The sequence below is a fragment of the Kluyvera ascorbata ATCC 33433 genome (assembly GCF_000735365.1).
Taxonomy (GTDB): Bacteria; Pseudomonadota; Gammaproteobacteria; order Enterobacterales; family Enterobacteriaceae; genus Kluyvera; species Kluyvera ascorbata.
The window spans coordinates 1-19,348 of the sequence record NZ_JMPL01000086.1; the positions used below are offsets into that span (position 1 = coordinate 1).

Sequence of the window (19,348 nt, forward strand, 5' to 3'; positions counted from 1 at the left end):
TCGCTCAGCAGGCGATGCGCGATTGTGATATCGAGCCGGATCTCAAACCGATTCGCGGCGGCACCGACGGCGCGCAGCTGTCATTTATGGGACTCCCGTGCCCGAACCTCTTTACCGGCGGCTATAACTACCACGGCAAGCACGAGTTTGTGACCCTGGAAGGCATGGAGAAAGCGGTGAAGGTGATTGTGCGCATTGCGGAACTGACGGCGAAGCGCGGCTAATCAGCAAAGAAAACCCGGGGTCGCATTCGCTCGCCCGGGCTACATCAGCACGATTGTAGCCCGGCCAAGCGTAGCGCCGCCGGGTTATCGCACATTAATTACTCAGCAAAGAACCAATACCCGCTGTTCACCAGCGCGGCCAGCATTGCCAGGAAGGACGGATCGTCCAGCGCCTCGCCGAAATGCTGACTCTCCAGCATAATACTGCCCGCCATGGCATCCAGCGCCTGCTGATGCGGTGAGTCGATCTTCTCGCCGTTGACAAAGAAATCATCCCCGATACGAATCACTCGCAGGCCGCCCAGACGTTGCAACATGTCACCTTGTTGCAGCGCATCGTAAATCTCATCCGGCTGATATGGCGGTTCCGGCGGGGCAATATCCAGCTCATGACGCGACTGACTGATAAATTCGCCCAGCCACTGCTGGAAGTGTTCCGGCTGCTGGATCATGCCCAGCATCATATCGCGCAGACGATCCACTTCTTGCGGCAGCAGATCCGCTGGGTGATCGCGCGAAGGCACGTCCGGGTCGCTGTAGTGCTGGCTGCCGAGGTCGCGCTGCAGGATATAGTCGGCAAAACCGCTTATCAGCTCGCGGCTGTTCGGTGAACGGAAGCCCACGGAATAGTTGAGCGAGTTTTCCAGCGCGTAGCCTTCGTGCGGGAATCCTGGTGGAATATAGAGGATATCGCCGGGTTCCATCTCTTCATCGATGATGGCATCAAACGGCTGAACCTGAAGCAGGTCCGGGTGCGGGCAGTGCTGCTTGAGCGCGCTTTTCTCGCCCACGCGCCAGCGACGGCGGCCGGTACCCTGAATGATAAAGACATCGTACTGATCGACATGCGGGCCAACGCCGCCGCCCGGTACCGAGAAGGAGATCATCAGATCGTCAATTCGCCAGTCGGGGAGGGCGCGGAACGGACGCATCAGCGCGCTGGAAGGCTCATGCCAGTGATCAACGGCCTGTACCAACAACGACCAGTTGCTTTCGCCCAGGTGATCGTAGCTTTCAAAAGGACCGTGGCTGACCTGCCAGTTGCCGTCAAGATGGCTCACCAGACGGCTATCCACCTCATTTTCCATCGCCAGACCAGCCAGTTCATCCGGTGAAATGGGGTCAATAAAGTTGGCGAAGCCGCGTTTCAGCACTACCGGGCGCTTTTGCCAGTAGCGCGCCATAAAATCGGGCCAGTTTAACGTTAAGTGGTATTCCATATTGATATTTCCGCAGCAGGTGTATGTCCGCATTATACAACGTATTCACAAAACTACCCTGCTACGGAAACATTATTTACCCTTCGTGACTGTCCGGACCCTGATGCCCGAAAATCACTTCCATTTTCGCACCGCCGAGCAGACTGTCGTGGGCAACAATCTGGCCGTCATACTGGTCCACGATATCGCGAGCCACTGAGAGACCCACCCCTTGTCCCGGACGTAGCGTGTCGGCACGCTGACCGCGGTCAAAGACGATATCGCGTTTGCTTTGTGGAATGCCTGGGCCGTCATCTTCAACGATAATATGCAGGTAATCATCGGTCTGGCGGGCGGAAACCTCAACAAACTCAAGGCAGTATTTACAAGCGTTATCCAGCAGGTTGCCCATTACTTCCATAAAGTCGTTTTTCTCACCGACGAAAGAGATCTCCGGCGAGATATCCAGCGTGATGTTGACCCCTTTACGCTGATAGACCTTGTTCAGTGCCGATGTCAGGCTATCCAGCAGCGGGGCCACCGGATGAAGCTCGCGGCTGAACAGCGTGCTGTCGGAGCGCATACTGGCGCGGTGCAGATAGTAGCCAATCTGCTGCGAGATACGGCTTATCTGTTCCAGCATGACGGGTTCAGCCTCGCTCACGGTGATTTTTTCACTGCGTAGTGAACGCAGCGAGCTTTGCAGCACCGCCAGCGGTGTTTTCAGGCTGTGGGTCAGATCGGTCAGCGTGGTGCGGTACTTATCGTAACGATCGCGTTCGCTTTTCAGCAGCCGGTTCAGGTTGCGCACCAGGCTTGTCAGCTCACGTGTGGTGTCCGGGTTCAGATGTTCCCGGTGATGTTCCTCAAGCTCGCGGACTTCACGGGTCAGATCAGCGATGGGGCGCAGGCTCCAGTGCGCGGCAATCCACAGTAGCGGGATAACCAATAGCAGGTTGGCGGCGAGCACGTAGGAGAACCAGCTCCAGACCATATAGGAGCGTTTAAGCTCAATAGGAATGGTATCCACCACCACAATAACCAATGCCGGCATCAGGCTGGTGGCCGGGTAGCTGTTGACCGCTACCGAATGGGTCATCTCCGAATCGTCTCCCTCCTGACGCATTTCGGTGAGCTCTTTTTGTATCTCATGATCGTCGCGCAGCAGGGTGCTACTGGCGCTGGCATCGGTTTCTATCTCATAGAAACCGTTGCCTTTTAACCACTCGGGTTGAATGCTTTTTGCCAGCCACGGGAGATCTTTTTGCTGCCACAGGAGTTTGCCCTGATCGTTGTAGATCAGCGCCACCGTGGGGCCCTGCATATTGAGATTCTCTGGGATATCGACGCTGAGCGTGTTGTTCTCCCATTTGGAGAGGGTATAGAACAGGTTGCTCTCGCCGCGCAGCAGGCGGAAGGTGGTTTTATCGAAGCTGACGCTATAGCCAACGAGTGCCACCATGCCATAGGCCAGCGACAGCACGATAACCACCGCGGCCGTCGCCAGCAGGAAACGCATCCGCAGCGAAAGCGGCAGGAAATGCCGACGTAAACTCTTCATTCGCGTAGTTCGAACAGATAGCCCTGACCGCGCACGGTGATAATCACGTCCTGGGGATACTGAGCCTGAATTTTTTTACGCAGGCGGCCCATCAGTACGTCGATGGTGTGGCTCTCGCGTAGCTCTGCATCGGGATAGAGTTGCAGCATCAGGGAGTCTTTACTGACCACTTTTCCGTTATTGCGGATAAGCGTTTCCATAATGGTGTATTCGAATGCGGTGAGCTTAATCACCTCGTCATTAATGGAGAGCTCGCGGCGGGAGAGGTCAACCTGGAACGGCGGCAGGGAGATGACCTGCGAGGCATGACCGCTGTTACGACGCATCAGCGCCTGCATGCGGGCGGCGACTTCTTCAATATGGAAAGGCTTGGTGACGTAGTCGTCGGCGCCAGCGCTCAGCACTTCCACTTTATCCTGCCAGCTTTCACGTGCGGTGAGCACCAGAATCGGCAGCGAAATATCGTGGCTGCGCCAGCGGCGAATCAGCGACAGGCCGTCTTCATCGGGAAGCCCTAAATCAACAATCGCAATATCTGGAATATGCTCGCCTAAATAATAATCTGCTTCCTTCGCGTCTTCTGCGGCATCGACCTGATGGCCCATTTCCTGGAGCTGAACTTTCAGGTGGTGACGTAACAGAGCGTTGTCCTCTACGACGAGTACGCGCATGCTGTTTCTCCATTTAATTAATGACGTGAATAGTTTAACGCGATTATGGCGTTATGGAGATAAACATTGATTAAATTGGCAGGAAAGTCCCCTCCTTCAGAAAGAAGGAGGGGGAGGCGAGATTATTTCAGCTCATCAACCATGGTGATGGCGCGGCCGATATAATTAGCCGGGGTCATGGCTTTCAGACGCGTTTTCTCTTCTTCTGGCAGCGCCAGACCGTCGATAAACTGCTTCATGCCTTCGGCATCTACACGTTTGCCGCGGGTCAGTTCTTTCAGCTTCTCGTACGGCTTTTCGATACCGTAACGACGCATCACGGTCTGAATTGGCTCAGCCAGTACTTCCCAGTTGTGGTCCAGTTCGTCAAGCAGACGATCGCGGTTCACTTCCAGCTTGCTCACGCCTTTCAGGGTGGACTGGTAGGCGATCAGCGCGTAGCCGATACCCACGCCCAGGTTACGCAGCACGGTGGAGTCGGTCAGGTCACGCTGCCAGCGGGAAACCGGCAGTTTGCTGGCCAGGTGCTGCAGCACGGCGTTGGACAGGCCCAGGTTGCCTTCGGAGTTTTCGAAGTCGATTGGGTTGACCTTGTGCGGCATGGTGGAAGAACCGATTTCACCGGCAATGGTTTTCTGCTTGAAGTGGTTGAGCGCGATGTAGCCCCACACGTCACGATCGAAGTCGATCAGAATGGTGTTGAAGCGTGCGATGCAGTCAAACAGCTCGGCAATATAGTCATGCGGCTCGATCTGCGTGGTGTATGGGTTCCACTGAATGCCCAGCGAGGTCACGAACTCTTCGCTGAACTGGTGCCAGTCAACGTCCGGGTATGCTGCGATGTGGGCATTATAGTTACCCACCGCACCGTTGATTTTACCGAGGATTTCAACCTGTGCCAGCTGGCGGTACTGACGCTCCATACGGTAAGCGACGTTCGCCATCTCTTTACCGATGGTTGACGGCGTAGCCGGCTGACCGTGGGTGCGGGACAGCAGCGGAATATCACGGTACTGAACGGCCAGATCTTTGATGGCATCAATCATTTTGCGCCAGTACGGCAGCACCACTTCTTCGCGCGCGGTTTTCAGCATCAGCGCGTGGGAGAGGTTGTTGATGTCTTCGGAGGTGCAGGCAAAGTGAATGAATTCAGACACGGCGTGCAGCTCAGGCACGGACGCGACTTTTTCTTTCAGGAAATACTCAACCGCCTTCACGTCGTGGTTGGTGGTGCGCTCGATAGTCTTAATGCGCGCCGCGTCTTCTTCGCTGAAGTTTGCCACGATGCTATCAAGGTAACCGTTTGCGTCGGCAGCAAAAGCAGGAACTTCCTTGACGGCTGCGTGTGCGGCCAGCTTTTGCAGCCAGCATACTTCGACTTGTACACGGAACTTCAGCAAACCGTATTCGCTGAAAATCCCGCGCAGCGCGCTGACTTTATCGCCGTAGCGTCCATCGACGGGGGAAACGGCGGTCAGTGAGGATAATTCCATAGATCATAACTCCGGGGTTAAATGAGCAAGAATTTGTTTTGCCTGAGTGGTCAGGCGATTACGAGAAAACATCAGCTGTAGACGGCCACCGCCGACCTGGTGCCACAGCACCGCGGCGCGGATACCTGCCAGCAACGAAGCGCGGACCTTGGACTGCACCTGCGGGCTTTGCAGCACGGCAGGGGAACCGGTGACCTGAATTCGCGGGCCGAGCGGGCTAATCACGTCAACATAGATACCGGCCATCGCGCTGAGCAGGGTATCGGACTGTAAATCAAAATGGTCGAGCTGACGCTGCAGACCAGTAATACGGTTGCCCAGAATATCCATCGCCCCTTTGGCTGCGGCGAGCTTGCGCTCCAGCACCATCAGGCTGAGAGTATAGCGGGTCAGTTCTGCGTTCAGACCCTGGCGGCTGCTGGCATTCAGCACCGCGAGCAGGGTTTCAAGGCCGAGGCGAAGATTGGCTTCACTGCCACCGAACACGCCCAGCGCAGAGTCTGGGTTCAGATCGATAATACTGTTCAGCGAGACGTGTAACGCGTCGCCGTCGCAGTGTCCCTGATGGGCCAGCTGCTGCACCAGACGGGCGGACTGGCAGATACCGGCCAGCGCCAGGGTGATGTCATAGTAATTCTTCGCCACGCTCACTCCTTGTTGGCATCTGACCTGCGGCGCGACGCGGGCCAGATTGCGTTGTACCCTATCGAAGCAGGGCTTTATTCCACTGGCAGCGGCAGGCGCTGCTCAATCACGCCGCCACCGAGGCAGATTTCACCGTTGTAAAACACGGCGGACTGACCTGGGGTCACTGCGGCAACAGGTTCTTCAAAGCGAACCTCAATACGGCCTTCATCCAGTGCGGTGACGGTGCACGGGATATCGGTCTGGCGATAGCGGGTCTTCACGGTGCAGCGGAACGTGCCGGTGACCGGTTCACGGTCAACCCAGTGCAGCTGCTGTGCGATAAGACCAACGGACATCAGACGCGGGTGATCGTGACCCTGGGCGACAACCAGCACGTTGTTTTCAACGTCTTTGTCGACCACGTACCACGGATCTTCCGTCCCTTCTTTGGTCCCGCCAATACCCAGACCTTTACGTTGACCGAGCGTGTGGTACATCAGCCCCTGATGGGTACCGATCTCTTCGCCGTCAACGGTGATAATTTTACCCGGCTGCGCTGGTAGGTAGCGGCCGAGGAACTCGCGGAATTTACGCTCACCGATAAAGCAGATACCGGTAGAGTCTTTTTTCTTCGCGGTGATGAGATCCAGCTCTTCGGCGATTTTACGCACCTGCGGCTTTTCCAGCTCGCCAACTGGGAACAGGCTCTGTGCTATCTGTTCGTGGCCGAGCGTATAAAGGAAGTAGCTCTGATCTTTATTGCCATCGAGGCCACGCAGAAGCTGGCTTTTGCCGTTGACATCCGCACGGCGCACGTAGTGGCCGGTCGCGATGTAGTCTGCACCCAGGTCTTCAGCGGCGAATTCGAGAAAGGCTTTAAATTTGATCTCTTTGTTGCACAGGATATCCGGGTTCGGCGTACGACCCGCTTTGTACTCTTCAAGGAAGAGTTCAAAAACGTTATCCCAGTATTCGGCGGCAAAGTTAACGGTGTGCAGCTCAATGCCGAGCTTATCGCATACCGCTTGCGCATCGGCAAGATCGGCGGCAGCAGTGCAGTATTCCTCGCCGTCGTCTTCCTCCCAGTTCTTCATGAACAGGCCCTCCACCTTATAGCCCTGTTGTTGCAACAGGTAGGCGGAAACGGAGGAATCAACACCGCCGGACATGCCGACGATCACTTTTTTCTGGCTTTCTGACATTGGAATACTCACGACATTGGACTTCAAGGCGGCATATTCTAGCACGCAGCCCCTTACTTGACACCCTCTGTAAACGGCCAGTTAAATTCGCCGATTAATGACAGCGGATATCGTGCATCTTGCTGATAGCTACGAATACTTTCGGCTACCAGTGCGGAACGCAGGTTGCCGGCCTGCAAAATTTCTTCAGCGCTCACCCACAAACAGCGGTCAATATCGCTGTCATGCGGCTCGGTAGGGCAGATGTTATCGAGCTCAATAACGAACAGAAAACGCAGGAAAGGCGTGTTGTCCGGCGCGAGCCACTGATGCAGGCGAAGAAAGTGCTGCGGCGTCGCGCGAATGCCGGTTTCTTCCCATAGTTCACGCTGGGCGGCCTGAACCAGCGTCTCATCCGCCTCCAGATGACCTGCGGGCTGGTTCCATAGCGCTTTGCCGTTGATGGTTTCTTCAACCACCAGGAATTTATCTTCAGCGTGAACTACACAGGCGACGGTAACGTGTGGCTTGAACATGCGGCGTCCTTATCGAGCGAGAAAGGAGATAAGGATATAAAGAAGCGGGAAGGGAATCAAACGCGAGCCGGAGAACTCCAGCTTTGCTGCATAATCACCCCTTGTTGATTGCTTAATATGACGGTGATTTGTGTCCACTCGCCCTGGGGAATATCCAGGTGCAGGCTGGCGAGCTGCTGAGGACGCTGGGCTTTAAGGCTCACCTGTCCGCTTTGGCTGCTGTTGCTGGTGCCGGACTGGCCTTGATGAATAACATTAATGGTTAACTGGCAGTCACAGTCGCTGGTCACACTGGCCATCGGGGTGATCACCACCGTTTCGGCCTGTGCCTGGGTTTCAAACCACAGTTGGTTACTGAGCGCGGCGGCAATAAGGAGTAAATGCATGGCGGGCCTCGTGATAGCGGAAATTCGGCCGGATGAATGTTCATCCGGCCGCTTTTATTAGTGCTGCAGTACCGTCGAACTGTTGCCGGAACCGCCAACTTGCTGAACGTAAGCCAGCGTGTTGTTGCGACCCTGGTCTACATAGCTGCTGTTATAGCTGCCGCTCTGTGATACCACCACCATTGAACCTTCTGCATTCTGGTTAACGGTTGAGCTGTTACGGTAGTCGACCTGAGTGACATCAACTGAACTGTTTTTTGCCTTTCTGGTCGATATACGAGCTATTGTTGTTGCCGCTCTGCGCTACATTAATGGCGTTACCCGTGCCAGCTTGCAGCGTTGTGGAGGCGTTTGAGGTCCCCGACTGTGTGACCGCAATCGAGTTACCGGACCCCGCCTGAGTTGCGTAGGATTGGTTGCCCGTGCCGTACTGATTCACGACGGCCGCACTTTTCGTGGCAATTTGGTTCACCGTTGATCTGCCCCAATCACCGTTCTGATGAACGTCGATAGTAGAACCGGATGCCCCAGTCTGACTGGCATAGGAATCGTTATTGCTGCCTGCCTGATAAATGTGCACCACGCCATCCCATTTCCCCGCAGCAGGAAGAACCGGTTTTGTTGGTGTAGTAAAGCCCACGTGTGGGATGCTGACGCCGCTCCCGCTAGAGGGAGGCGTCCAGTCATTGCCGCCTGCCATTGCAGTACCAGATGCTAACAACGTTGACAAAATAACAATGTTCCACTTTTTCATGAGATACCCCATAGGTTTAGAGATTGGTAAGCCAGTTCAAACACTAATTTTGGGTAATACGAATTGCCATTCCTGCCGAATTTTGCACAACGGCCGCGCTGCGGCTTGTGCCCGTTTGATTGATCTGCGTGAGATTGCGAACACCTTTATTGACAATCTCAGCAGAGTTATCAAAACCCGTTTGCGTAATATCTGCCTCGTTGCCCGTTCCTGCCTGTACTAATACGGCAGAGTTGTTCGTCCCTGATTGGCTGACCGTGGCATTATTACCATTACCGTATTGCGCTATTGCCGCACGATTATTAAAACCATTCTGATTTAATATCGCGTTGTTATATCCACCCACCTGCGAAATAGAACCATAAATATGCGAGCCTGACTGTGTAATAGACGCAGTATTATCACTGCCGTGCTGGCCAGTGATGGCAACCATATTGTAGCCCTGACGATAATTATTCAGCCCTGAAAACTCAGAACCAGCAAGATCGCCTCCCGCCATAGACAGATATGAATAGCCCAATAAGGGTATTAATAAAAACCATTGTTTCATAATGGCACCTAGTTTTAACCGATGGTTAAAGTCAGGAGTTAAATCAGCACACCTTAAGCCGATAATGGATTAGGGAGTGAAACTGATTTATGGATTGAGTATGTCTGAGGCTAATATCCCTGTTTTTCACCTGGATTGCGTATTTTGAAAATGAGCATCAGTCAATAGTATGAGAATGCAGGAATGAGGGAGCCGCTGCGGCGCGGCACGAAAGCCATGCGTAACAATCCGTCGAGGTTGACGATGTTTTAGTACGGTAAGGTTTACACTCTGGCTGTAACTTGCTTGTAACTGGCGAGTGTTGTGGAATATAAAGTTTACACTTTGGTAAATTGTTGTCTGCCATTGACTTATTGCTAATGGTTTGAAATGTAAATACGTCATTTTACACTTTGCCTGAATAATATCCTGATGGCTTTTTTTTCTATATTAATCATAAAGAAAGGCAAAACCTTTTGTAATAAAATGACATGTTATTGTTACATTTTGAAACACAAATAACCCTTGCTATAAAAATGGCAATGTCTAGATTGAACAGTATTGCAGCACTTAGGATTTAAGCGCTAATGCGTGCTTAATCTCTTTATTGTCATACTTATTAATCAGCAACTACACAGAACAGCGACCCTTTCTGTATATGCACGCGTTTGTGCATAACAGAAAGGGCACGCGTTCCGAGCAGCAAGCGGGATAGGATTGCATTATGCCGAAAGAAACTGAACCGGTGTATAACGATATTTTGTTGTTAATAACCAGGCCGTCTTTGCAGGCAACCGCCCTGGTCCATCAACTCAAAGCTTCATTAACAATTAATGTCAAAATACAGAATATTCAAAAAACGCTCGAACAGCCCAGCGCTGAGCGCATTCTGGTGCTTTTTGACCTTAGCGAATCGGATAAAAGAAGAACGATGCTGTGGCAGAGCGAGCTTCGACGATTACGTGACAAAGTTAAAGTATTGCTGATCAATATGCCAGATGACTATCAATTTCATGAGGTTGAGTCCTGGCTTGGGATCAGCGCCGTCTTCCAGCTCTCCGTTGATGAACCTACGCTGGTGGGAGGTATCCGTAACGTAATGAGCGGCGGCTGCCATTTTCCCCACGATCTGACCAGTTATCTTATTAATCAGTCCGGTAATTACCGCTATCACGACGATACCAGTGGGCTGACGCAAAGAGAAAGAGATATTCTTAATAAACTCCGGATGGGGGCTTCTAACATTGAAATTGCTCGCCTGCTATTTATTAGCGAAAATACGGTAAAGACGCACTTATATAATCTTTTCCGAAAAATAGCGGTAAAAAACAGGACGCAGGCGGTTACCTGGGCCAACGAAAACCTTAGACGCTAATCATGAAATATCTGATGGTGGTAACAGTATCGTTAATAATGCTGCTGGCGCCGTGCGCCAGTTATTCTGCGGAAATAGAAATACCTGGATTGGTGACAGATAATACGGTCACTCGTGTGGGTCATGATTTCTATCGTGCATTTACCGAACATTGGGAGGAGGAATACCCGGGGGCGATTACTATTAATGAACGGCCGAGCGCCCGCTGGGGAAGTTGGATAACGATTAAAGTTGACCAGGATTTATTATATCAAACGTTCTTATTTCCCAGTAAAAATGACTTTAATAAGCAAGTTAATATCGCGTTAGCCTCGGTTTATGAGGCGCTATCGAAACGTGCGATTAATAAAGCATTATTAAATACCGGCGATTTAACCAGCGATGAGTTCTAGGAGTGTACGATGAAAGTGCTTTCTTTGATTCTTGGCATTGGTTTTTTATCTACCACCGCGCAGGCTGGAAATCTGACTTTCCAGTTTGTTAACCCCAACTTTGGCGGCAACCCAAATAACGGCGCATTTTTGCTTTCACAAGCTAACGCACAAAACTCTTATAAAGACCCTGATGCCTATGATTGGAATAGCGGATCAACGGGAACCTCTGCTCTCGATAATTTCACCGCGGCTATTCAATCACAACTTCTTGGCAGCTTGATGGGTAATATTTCCACCGGCAAACCCGGGCGTCTGGTGACTAAAGATTTTATTGTGGATATCACCAATACCGACGGTCAACTGATGATGAATATTCTTGACCGTGCTACCGGGAAATCGTCCACCATTCAGGTCAGCGGCCTGAGCAGCATTTCAACAAACTAATCAGTGGCGAGAAGCTGACATGAAAAATATCTCTGGGGTAGTGGCTATTTTCATTAGCCTGTTTATGCTGACGGGCTGTATTACTTCTCCACCAAAACAGGCGGCAAAACCCACGCTGCTACCGCGTTCACAGAGCTACCAGGATTTAACGCACCTGCCGGAGCCGCAGGGGAGACTGTTTGTTTCGGTCTATAACATCTCGGATGAGACCGGGCAGTTCAAACCTTATCCGGCGAGTAACTTTTCCACGTCAGTTCCGCAAAGCGCCACCGCGATGCTGGTATCGGCGCTAAAGGATTCTAACTGGTTTATTCCGCTGGAGCGCCAGGGGTTACAGAACCTGCTTAATGAACGAAAAATTATTCGCGCGGCGCAGGAAAATGGCACCGTGGCGGTGAATAACCGCACTCAGCTTCCATCGCTGGTCGCGGCCAATATTCTGATCGAAGGTTCCATCATCGGTTATGAAAGCAACGTGAAATCGGGCGGGGCAGGGGCGCGGTATTTTGGCATCGGGGCGAGTACGCAGTATCAGCTCGATCAGATTGCGGTCAACCTGAGGGTGGTTAACGTCAGTACCGGCGAAGTGCTCTCCTCGGTGAATACCAGCAAAACGATCCTCTCTTATGAGTTCCAGGCCGGGGTCTTCCGCTACATCGACTATCAGCGCCTGCTGGAAGGTGAAGTGGGTTATACGGTCAATGAACCGGTGATGCTGTGTCTGATGTCGGCGATTGAAACGGGCGTCATCTATCTGGTGAATGACGGTATCTCGCGCAACCTGTGGCAGCTGAAGAACGCTTCTGACATTAACTCACCGGTGCTGGAAAAATATAAGAGCATTATTGTTCCGGATATTTCCTGAAACCCATTGCCGGGCGAACGCTATCCGCGTTCGCCGTCGGCTTCTCGCCATTCGCCGTTGTTGAGATTATCCAGGGTATAGCCGCCCATGGCATAGCGAATCAGGCGCAGCGTCGGGTACCCCACGTGGGCCGTCATGCGCCGTACCTGGCGATTTCGCCCTTCATATAGCGTGACCTTCAGCCAGGCTGTTGGAATGGACTTGCGTTCGCGGATGGGAGGATTACGTGGCCATAGCCAATCGGGAGCGTCAACGCGCTCAATACCGGCTGGCAGCGTGGGGCCATCGTTTAGCGTGACGCCATGACGCAGCGCTTCCATTGCCTCTTCCGTCGGTTCGCCTTCGACCTGAACGTAGTAAATTTTCCCTGTCCGTTTGCCCGGTTGCGTCAGTCTGGCCTGTAAGGCACCGTCATTTGTTAACACCAGCAGCCCTTCGCTGTCCCTGTCGAGGCGGCCCGCAGCGTAGACATTTTGCACAGGAATATAATCTTTTAGCGTGCTACGTCCTGCTTCATCGGTAAATTGCGGCAACACATCGTAGGGTTTATTGAACAGAATGACGCGTTTTGGTTGGTTATCTTTACGCGACCTGGTGGCTTGTCGTGAGCTGAATCGCTCAAGCTGGTTTTTTCTAAATGAAGTCTTAATCATAGTATTTTCAGGCCTTATAGATTCGCGCATTATAGCCTAATAACGAGAGTCTTTCATGGCGACAAACAATCAGGTAGTATTGACAGGCTTATTACAAAACATTAACAAAATGCTCTAACTCTTTGTGTTGCAGGAAGACGGTAAGACAGTGCATCTCCAGGCTATACCCTGAAGGGGATTAGTGGAGTGGGCGTAGTAGCGGCAAGAACCTGTGGCGTAAAGGATGACGAGCACACCAGAAGCGCTCGAAGGAGAGGTGAATGGAAAGCAAAGTAGTTGTTCCGGCGGAAGGTCAAAAAATCACCCTGAAAGACGGCAAGCTGAATGTGCCACACAATCCGATTATCCCATTTATTGAAGGCGACGGTATCGGTGTTGATGTCACCCCAGCAATGCTGAAAGTGGTTGATGCCGCTGTTAAGAAAGCCTACAAAGGCGAGCGTAAAATTTCCTGGATGGAAATTTACACCGGGGAAAAATCCACCCAACTTTACGGCCAGGACGTATGGCTGCCAGCAGAAACGCTGGATCTCATCCGCGACTACCGTGTTGCTATCAAAGGCCCTCTGACTACGCCAGTTGGCGGCGGCATCCGTTCTCTGAACGTTGCGCTGCGTCAAGAGCTTGACCTGTACGTGTGTCTGCGTCCGGTTCGCTACTATCAGGGCACCCCAAGCCCGGTTAAACACCCAGAACTGACCGATATGGTCATCTTCCGTGAAAACTCTGAAGACATCTACGCAGGTATCGAATGGAAAGCTGACTCTGCTGACGCTGAGAAAGTGATTAAATTCCTGCGCGAAGAGATGGGCGTGAAGAAAATTCGCTTCCCTGAACACTGCGGTATCGGCATCAAGCCGTGCTCCGAAGAAGGGACCAAGCGTCTGGTGCGTGCGGCGATTGAATACGTTATCACCAACGACCGCGATTCCCTGACCCTGGTTCACAAGGGTAACATCATGAAGTTCACCGAAGGCGCGTTCAAAGACTGGGGCTACCAGCTGATTCGCGAAGAATTCGGCGGCGAACTGATTGACGGCGGCCCATGGCAGAAAATCAAGAACCCGAACACCGGCAAAGAGATCATCATTAAAGATGTGATCGCCGATGCGTTCCTGCAGCAGATCCTGTTGCGTCCTGCTGAATACGACGTTATCGCTTGTATGAACCTGAACGGTGACTACATTTCCGATGCGCTGGCTGCACAGGTTGGTGGTATCGGTATCGCCCCAGGCGCAAACATCGGTGACGAATGCGCACTGTTCGAAGCGACCCACGGTACTGCACCGAAGTATGCAGGCCAGGACAAAGTGAACCCAGGTTCTATCATCCTGTCCGCAGAAATGATGCTGCGTCATATGGAATGGTTCGAAGCGGCTGACCTTATCGTTAAAGGTATGGAAGGCGCTATCAACAACAAGACCGTGACCTATGACTTCGAACGTCTGATGGAAGGCGCTAAACTGCTGAAATGTTCAGAGTTTGGTGACGCGATCATCGAAAACATGTAATCCACTTGCTGGGTTAGTGATAAACGGGAGCCGGTTGGTTCCCGTTTTTTTATTAGCATTCGAATTGTGTAGAGCGTCCAACAAGCAGAAATGACCGATAAGGTATACCTCGAGTTATCCTTCCGCTGTCTATAATGGCACTGTTAACAATAGGAAAACGGAATCAGCATGCAAGCGATCCGCTTGTGCGGCTTGACGAATTGCCGGGGTGCGATGGGGGATGCTTCAGACCTGGAACCACGCTATTACAGCCAAAAATAGTAGGAATAATTTTAATTTGTTGTCGTTTTTATCATGATCTGAATAATGCATATGATAACCATTAAAGGCAATGTTTTATGAAAATTCATGCTATTACAATCATTGCGCTGCTTTCTTTTCCCATCATTACACATTCAGCACTTCAGGAAAGAGAATACAATACCTGGTATTCAAAAGATGCCATTCTTTATGATATGACGCAGACTTCAGATGGATTCCCCGTCATGCTGAGTATTTCACAGCCTGGGCGAAGCGGGGCCAATATGGTGGTCTCTTATCTATCGGAGGGGGCGTGCGTTGATAGCAGTAGGGCATTGAATGTAAATGGAAAAGACATTCCCGCTAAATACAGTTGTGTGCCAGTAGGAAAGAACAAGATTGAACATTTTGCCGTGAAGAATGCCGAACAGGTCAATGAGATGGTGAGCCGTCTCAATTCTGATTTCACGTTATTGCTGCAGAATGATATCAAAGTATGGGCTGCCAATATTAAATCACCAAAATATGGTGTGGCACCGAGATTTTGATGCGCGATGTGAATAGCATCTGCGAGCTGATGTTTTATTTATCGATATATTAGCTTTACCCGAATCCCAACGTATTCTTTGCGTGCGATTTCTTCGATACAGCGCAGGCACACCTGCGCTGTATCGATATGATTTTTATGCTGTAAAAAGCGGCGCATTTCCCTGGCACATCCCTGATAGTGCCGGGGAAGGTCGCTGGTGGTGGTTATTCACTCTCCAGCCAGAACTCTGCCTCGTCAAACATCTCCTGCACCGTACGACTTATCTGCTCTTTTTCATGCTTGCTGGCATCCGTATTGATAGCCGGCAGCGTCATCATCGGTTTCACCCGAACCTCGGCCTCCGGGAAGATACGGTGAATTCTCTTGCTCAGTTCACCGTGTATTATCTCTTTCGCGCCTGGCAAACCTTCAAAATTCCTTTTGTCATAAACGAGTTCCACGAACATTTCTAACGCCTCTTTACTGGATATAATAACAGTATATATACTGGATGTATAAACAGTGTCAACACGAGTGAGTTCATTATGAAGTTTTATTCACCCACTGGCCTTGGCCAGATAGCGGCGCTTCCTTTGTTTAGCGATCGGGTTCCGTGTGGGTTCCCGAGCCCGGCGCAGGACTATGTTGAGCAGCGTATTGATTTAAATAAACTTGTTATCAGGCACCCAAGCGCGACCTACTTTGTCCGTGCCGCGGGGGATTCCATGAACGGTGCGGGGATAGGCAGTGGTGATTTGCTGGTGGTCGATAGCGCTAAAACAGCGCATCACGGGGATATCGTTATCGCTGCGGTTGATGGTGAATTTACGGTGAAACGGCTGCAAATGCATCCTACGGTCATGCTGGTGCCAGAAAATCCAGCCTACAGCCCAATTTTGGTTGGGGGAGAAGAGTCGCTGGATATCTTCGGCGTTGTCACCCATGTTCTGAAGACGGTTGGCTGATGTTTGCGCTGGTTGATGCGAATTCATTTTATGCGAGCTGTCAGACCGCATTCAGGCCCGATCTTAAGGGCAAACCCGTTTGCGTGTTGAGTAACAACGACGGCTGTGTAATAGCCTGTAGCGCTGAAGCCAGAGCGTTAGGGATCAAAATGGGGACGCCCTGGTTCAAACTGCAAAATGCACGGTTCCCTGAATGTGTCCATTTTTTTTCAAGCAACTATGAGCTGTACGCTGATATGAGCGTTCGCATGATGACCACGCTGGAAGAGATGTCGCCGCGATGCGAAATATATTCGATTGATGAGTCATTTTGCGACCTGACCGGGGTAAGAAACTGTCGTGATCTGACCGACTTTGGCCGGGAGATCCGCGCGACGGTGTTTCAGCGAGCCCATCTGACCGTCGGCGTAGGGATAGCGCAGACCAAGACGCTTGCCAAACTGGCAAATCATGCTGCCAAGCGCTGGCAGCGGCAAACCGGTGGCGTTGTTGATCTGTCCAATGTGGACAACCAGCGTAAGCTGATGGCCGCCTTACCGGTTGGCGAGGTGTGGGGAATCGGCCGACGGATAAGCACGAAACTTCAGGCAATGGGCATCAACACGGTACTGCAACTGGCGGACATCGATATTCGTTTTATCAGGAAGCATTTCAGCGTAGTCCTTGAAAGAACGGTACGCGAGCTGCGTGGCGAACCCTGCCTTGAGCTGGAGGAGTTTACGCCGGTAAAGCAGGAGATTATCTGCTCCCGGTCGTTTGGTGAGCGTATTACGGATTATGAGCAGATGCGGCAAGCTATCTGTAGCTATGCGGCACGCGCGGCAGAGAAGTTGCGCGGTGAACACCAGTACTGCCGGTTCATTTCAGCTTTTGTCAAAACGTCTCCCTTTGCTGTGAAAGAAGCGTATTACAGTAACAGCGCATCCATGAAACTGCTTACGCCGACGCAGGATACCAGGGATATTGTCGCGGCAGCCACGCGCTGTCTGGATGCCATCTGGGAGAGCGGTCATCGTTACCAAAAAGCGGGCGTCATGCTGGGGGATTTTTACAGCCAGGGAATTGCCCAGCTCGATCTATTCGATGAGAACGCGCCGAGACATAAAAGTACGCAACTGATGGATACCCTGGATCGCATCAATACTAAGGTGGGAAAGGGGACGCTCTATTTTGCCGGACAAGGTATTCAGCAGGAGTGGCAGATGAAAAGAGAAATGCTGTCGCCGCGATACACGACTCGGTATAGCGACTTGTTGCGGGTGAAATGAAAATATCAAAACCGCTGCATGATGAGCGGTCATTGTTCTGATGCCGGCGTAATTACGTAGGGTTAATGATATTCTCCGCATGTAATAGCTGATTATCCTTCGACCAGTAATAACGATTCTCTTCATTAACATCCACGACCCACTTAAAAACCCCGGCTCTGGCGAGTTCCCGGCAATACTGGTCGAAAGCGGTAATACGAGTGAAATGACGTTTGGCAGCAATCCGGGTCAGGCTACTGCTGGCTTCTGAGTTTATTTTTATTAAACCCCGGTCACTTTTCATCGACATATAGGTGTCTGCGGTAGTCACTATCTTGACATTTCCGGTAGCAACAAAGTAAATGTAGTAAGAGATGTTGTTTTGTTTTAATTTTGTTAAAAACTGAAGGAAGTCGGATTTATTTCGGACCTGCTCAAAAAATCCACTGAGCATTTCATTAAATTCCATTTACGCTCCTGATGTATGCCGTTTGTTGTATTGATTGTTGTTATTATTTAAATGAATTACGTTGATGAATGGTTAACTTGCAAATACATTAAAATTCTAATAGTTTACGATAGGTATTTTAAGGTCTGTAAGATAATTACAATAGTATTTCAATTGTTACTAAGTATTACTTCCGTCTCTGGCGAATGTGATAGCGCGATTGCACAGATCCCCCTACACTGGTCACGAAACCATAAGGAGAGAGCAATGTTAGAAGGGTACTTCGATCTCGACGGCGCCACCGGCGTTGATGCCGCTGAAAACCACAAGCGCTTACTGGCCGTTCAGGCTGCTCTGGAGATCTCCAAAGCGTCCGTTTCCGCGTCCACCGCAAACTCGGGAATACGCTCCCAGATGGACCTGCGCAACGTTTCTCAGGAAGTTGCCGCACTGGCTGACGCCATCCAGGACGCGCTGGAAATCAGCGAGTAAATCCTCTTGCCGCCCTCGGGCGGTTTTTTATATGGAAAGGTCGACCGTTGTTGTGCAGAAAACGATCGTTCCCGCTCATGATGAAACCTAACCAAAATTAAAAACCAGATGATAGGCATTTGAGTGGGCAACAATGCTAAGGATAAATAAAAACCTATCATCTTTTCCCATTCTTTTTATTTTGTGATTAATCATCAATACCTCATTAATGCTGGAAATCGTCACTATTTATAATAATAAGTTTTGATTAAGCGCAATATGCTCATGCTTGAAGGTGGACTATAAAAGTAAATGTAGTCATGGAGGACACCGAATGAGTAAATGTCGTCATAGAATAAATCAAAGAGTGAGCTTTTTATTGGGTAGTGCGTTTCTGCTGCTTATCGGAATGTTTATACTGGCTAACCATTTAGCCACTTACCGCATTGTGATTCCTGATATTTACTATCTTGTTTTTACTGGGTTACTTCTGTTGCTGGATGCTATTATTTTCTTCTTTATGCTCTTCCAGTTTATTTGTAATCGGAAACTATTATACGTAGCCATTCTGGGGCTGGGTTTTTTAGGCTCGGATATCTATTGTTCAGAAGCGTTAACGTTAATTCAGCGTTTTATCTCAATGTGTATTCCGATGAACGCGATTACCAACGATCTGGCTATTTTTTATCTGTTCCGACAGATAACGTTTATAGTAGCTATTTTGTTTGCACTGTACTACGCGTATTTACTGAGTAAAAATATTAGTCCCGATGGCAAAGATGAGGCGCTGGTTATCCTACTGGCATTTGCGGTCTTCTTTTTAGCCATATTTGCACATAACTTATCCAGCTATAACCCACAGATTTCGCTGAATCTCATTAATAAGGCTAATGGTCATGACCGCAATGCCTGGAGCAGCCACTACAGCGCATTGATTGTGGCCGCCTGGTTTATGGTACTGCTGTTGGTCATTGTCACAACGGCGCTCAGAAATTTACTCTGGGTGAGCATATCGGCATTCTGCATTTCCAGCATCTTCAGTAACCTGATTTTGCTGAATCTGAA

General features: G+C 50.8%; 24 protein-coding genes and 1 pseudogene. 11 read left to right on the plus strand and 14 right to left on the minus strand.

The genetic code is table 11. The annotated features are described in order from the left end of the window. Positions 1 to 224: pseudogene (locus GKAS_RS17125) on the plus strand (M20/M25/M40 family metallo-hydrolase); the annotation flags it as partial. Between the two features lie 98 nt (positions 225 to 322). On the opposite strand, the gene GKAS_RS17130 reads toward GKAS_RS17125, so the two are convergent. The 11 genes from GKAS_RS17130 to GKAS_RS17175 form a co-directional block, all read right to left on the minus strand. After that, positions 323 to 1,444, minus strand: a complete 1,122-nt coding sequence (locus tag GKAS_RS17130; RefSeq protein ID WP_035896072.1) for a ribosomal protein uL16 3-hydroxylase — start codon at positions 1,442 to 1,444, stop codon at positions 323 to 325. A 76-nt stretch (positions 1,445 to 1,520) separates the two neighbouring features. Then, positions 1,521 to 2,984, minus strand: coding sequence for a two-component system sensor histidine kinase PhoQ (gene phoQ, locus GKAS_RS17135; RefSeq protein ID WP_035896074.1), 1,464 nt, complete (start codon positions 2,982 to 2,984; stop codon positions 1,521 to 1,523). After that, entirely contained in the window at positions 2,981 to 3,655 is a 675-nt protein-coding gene (gene phoP, locus GKAS_RS17140) for a two-component system response regulator PhoP (protein ID WP_035896075.1), read from the minus strand. Before phoP ends, phoQ begins: the two co-directional genes overlap by 4 nt. 122 nt (positions 3,656 to 3,777) lie before the next feature. Next, a complete protein-coding gene (purB, locus tag GKAS_RS17145) occupies positions 3,778 to 5,148 on the minus strand; it encodes an adenylosuccinate lyase (protein ID WP_035896076.1) in 1,371 nt (456 codons plus the stop codon). Between the two features lie 3 nt (positions 5,149 to 5,151). Continuing rightward, on the minus strand, positions 5,152 to 5,793 hold the full coding sequence (hflD, locus tag GKAS_RS17150) for a high frequency lysogenization protein HflD (protein ID WP_035896078.1): 642 nt from the start codon (positions 5,791 to 5,793) through the stop codon (positions 5,152 to 5,154). Positions 5,794 to 5,867: 74 nt separating this feature from the next. Then, a complete protein-coding gene (mnmA, locus tag GKAS_RS17155; RefSeq protein ID WP_035896079.1) occupies positions 5,868 to 6,977 on the minus strand; it encodes a tRNA 2-thiouridine(34) synthase MnmA in 1,110 nt (369 codons plus the stop codon). Positions 6,978 to 7,030: 53 nt separating this feature from the next. After that, positions 7,031 to 7,492 (minus strand): NUDIX hydrolase, encoded by a 462-nt coding sequence (locus GKAS_RS17160; protein ID WP_035896081.1) that lies wholly within the window; start codon positions 7,490 to 7,492, stop codon positions 7,031 to 7,033. Positions 7,493 to 7,548: 56 nt separating this feature from the next. Then, positions 7,549 to 7,878, minus strand: a complete 330-nt coding sequence (gene csgC, locus GKAS_RS17165; RefSeq protein WP_035896083.1) for a curli assembly chaperone CsgC — start codon at positions 7,876 to 7,878, stop codon at positions 7,549 to 7,551. 57 nt (positions 7,879 to 7,935) lie between these two features. Next, positions 7,936 to 8,061: a hypothetical protein gene (locus tag GKAS_RS25450; RefSeq protein ID WP_281630969.1), complete on the minus strand. Its 126-nt coding sequence runs from the start codon at positions 8,059 to 8,061 to the stop codon at positions 7,936 to 7,938. 58 nt (positions 8,062 to 8,119) lie between these two features. Further along, positions 8,120 to 8,632: a hypothetical protein gene (locus GKAS_RS17170; protein WP_035896085.1), complete on the minus strand. Its 513-nt coding sequence runs from the start codon at positions 8,630 to 8,632 to the stop codon at positions 8,120 to 8,122. Positions 8,633 to 8,675: 43 nt separating this feature from the next. Further along, the gene (locus GKAS_RS17175) at positions 8,676 to 9,182 is read right to left on the minus strand and encodes a hypothetical protein (protein WP_035896086.1); all 507 of its coding nucleotides are present in this window, start codon (positions 9,180 to 9,182) and stop codon (positions 8,676 to 8,678) included. A gap of 703 nt (positions 9,183 to 9,885) precedes the next feature. Here GKAS_RS17175 and csgD point away from each other — a divergent pair. From csgD to csgG, 4 genes are read left to right on the plus strand one after another with little or no spacing between them, the layout of a single operon-like run. After that, positions 9,886 to 10,536, plus strand: a complete 651-nt coding sequence (csgD, locus tag GKAS_RS17180; protein WP_035896087.1) for a biofilm master transcriptional regulator CsgD — start codon at positions 9,886 to 9,888, stop codon at positions 10,534 to 10,536. Between the two features lie 2 nt (positions 10,537 to 10,538). Further along, positions 10,539 to 10,928, plus strand: coding sequence for a curli production assembly/transport protein CsgE (gene csgE / locus GKAS_RS17185; protein ID WP_035896088.1), 390 nt, complete (start codon positions 10,539 to 10,541; stop codon positions 10,926 to 10,928). A 9-nt stretch (positions 10,929 to 10,937) separates the two neighbouring features. After that, the gene (gene csgF, locus GKAS_RS17190; RefSeq protein ID WP_035896090.1) at positions 10,938 to 11,354 is read left to right on the plus strand and encodes a curli production assembly/transport protein CsgF; all 417 of its coding nucleotides are present in this window, start codon (positions 10,938 to 10,940) and stop codon (positions 11,352 to 11,354) included. Between the two features lie 19 nt (positions 11,355 to 11,373). Beyond that, positions 11,374 to 12,219 (plus strand): curli production assembly/transport protein CsgG, encoded by an 846-nt coding sequence (gene csgG, locus GKAS_RS17195; protein WP_035896092.1) that lies wholly within the window; start codon positions 11,374 to 11,376, stop codon positions 12,217 to 12,219. A gap of 20 nt (positions 12,220 to 12,239) precedes the next feature. Here the strand turns inward: csgG and rluE are convergent, their stop codons facing one another. Then, entirely contained in the window at positions 12,240 to 12,902 is a 663-nt protein-coding gene (gene rluE / locus GKAS_RS17200; RefSeq protein ID WP_035896093.1) for a 23S rRNA pseudouridine(2457) synthase RluE, read from the minus strand. A gap of 230 nt (positions 12,903 to 13,132) precedes the next feature. On the opposite strand from rluE, the gene icd reads away from it, so the two are divergent. Further along, complete coding sequence (icd, locus tag GKAS_RS17205) at positions 13,133 to 14,383, plus strand: NADP-dependent isocitrate dehydrogenase (RefSeq protein WP_035896096.1); 1,251 nt, start codon at positions 13,133 to 13,135, stop codon at positions 14,381 to 14,383. A 338-nt stretch (positions 14,384 to 14,721) separates the two neighbouring features. Then, entirely contained in the window at positions 14,722 to 15,171 is a 450-nt protein-coding gene (locus GKAS_RS17210; protein WP_035896097.1) for a hypothetical protein, read from the plus strand. A 205-nt stretch (positions 15,172 to 15,376) separates the two neighbouring features. On the opposite strand, the gene GKAS_RS17215 is transcribed toward GKAS_RS17210, so the two are convergent. Next, positions 15,377 to 15,619: a DinI-like family protein gene (locus GKAS_RS17215; protein ID WP_035896099.1), complete on the minus strand. Its 243-nt coding sequence runs from the start codon at positions 15,617 to 15,619 to the stop codon at positions 15,377 to 15,379. Between the two features lie 78 nt (positions 15,620 to 15,697). On the opposite strand from GKAS_RS17215, the gene GKAS_RS17220 reads away from it, so the two are divergent. After that, positions 15,698 to 16,117, plus strand: coding sequence for a translesion error-prone DNA polymerase V autoproteolytic subunit (locus GKAS_RS17220; protein WP_035896100.1), 420 nt, complete (start codon positions 15,698 to 15,700; stop codon positions 16,115 to 16,117). Further along, positions 16,117 to 17,385 carry a Y-family DNA polymerase gene (locus GKAS_RS17225; RefSeq protein ID WP_035896101.1) on the plus strand — a complete coding sequence of 423 codons (1,269 nt, stop codon included), beginning with the start codon at positions 16,117 to 16,119 and terminating at the stop codon, positions 17,383 to 17,385. The genes GKAS_RS17220 and GKAS_RS17225 overlap by 1 nt, the downstream gene beginning before the upstream one ends. 52 nt (positions 17,386 to 17,437) lie before the next feature. Here GKAS_RS17225 and GKAS_RS17230 read toward each other — a convergent pair whose 3' ends face one another. Then, complete coding sequence (locus GKAS_RS17230) at positions 17,438 to 17,833, minus strand: DUF1398 family protein (RefSeq protein WP_035896103.1); 396 nt, start codon at positions 17,831 to 17,833, stop codon at positions 17,438 to 17,440. A gap of 246 nt (positions 17,834 to 18,079) precedes the next feature. Between GKAS_RS17230 and GKAS_RS17235 the strand changes: the two genes are divergently transcribed. Both GKAS_RS17235 and GKAS_RS17240 read left to right on the plus strand, forming a co-directional pair. Continuing rightward, a complete protein-coding gene (locus GKAS_RS17235) occupies positions 18,080 to 18,304 on the plus strand; it encodes a hypothetical protein (protein ID WP_035896104.1) in 225 nt (74 codons plus the stop codon). A gap of 313 nt (positions 18,305 to 18,617) precedes the next feature. After that, a partial coding sequence (locus tag GKAS_RS17240) for an MASE4 domain-containing protein (protein ID WP_210436381.1) occupies positions 18,618 to 19,348 on the plus strand: 731 nt, incomplete at its 3' end.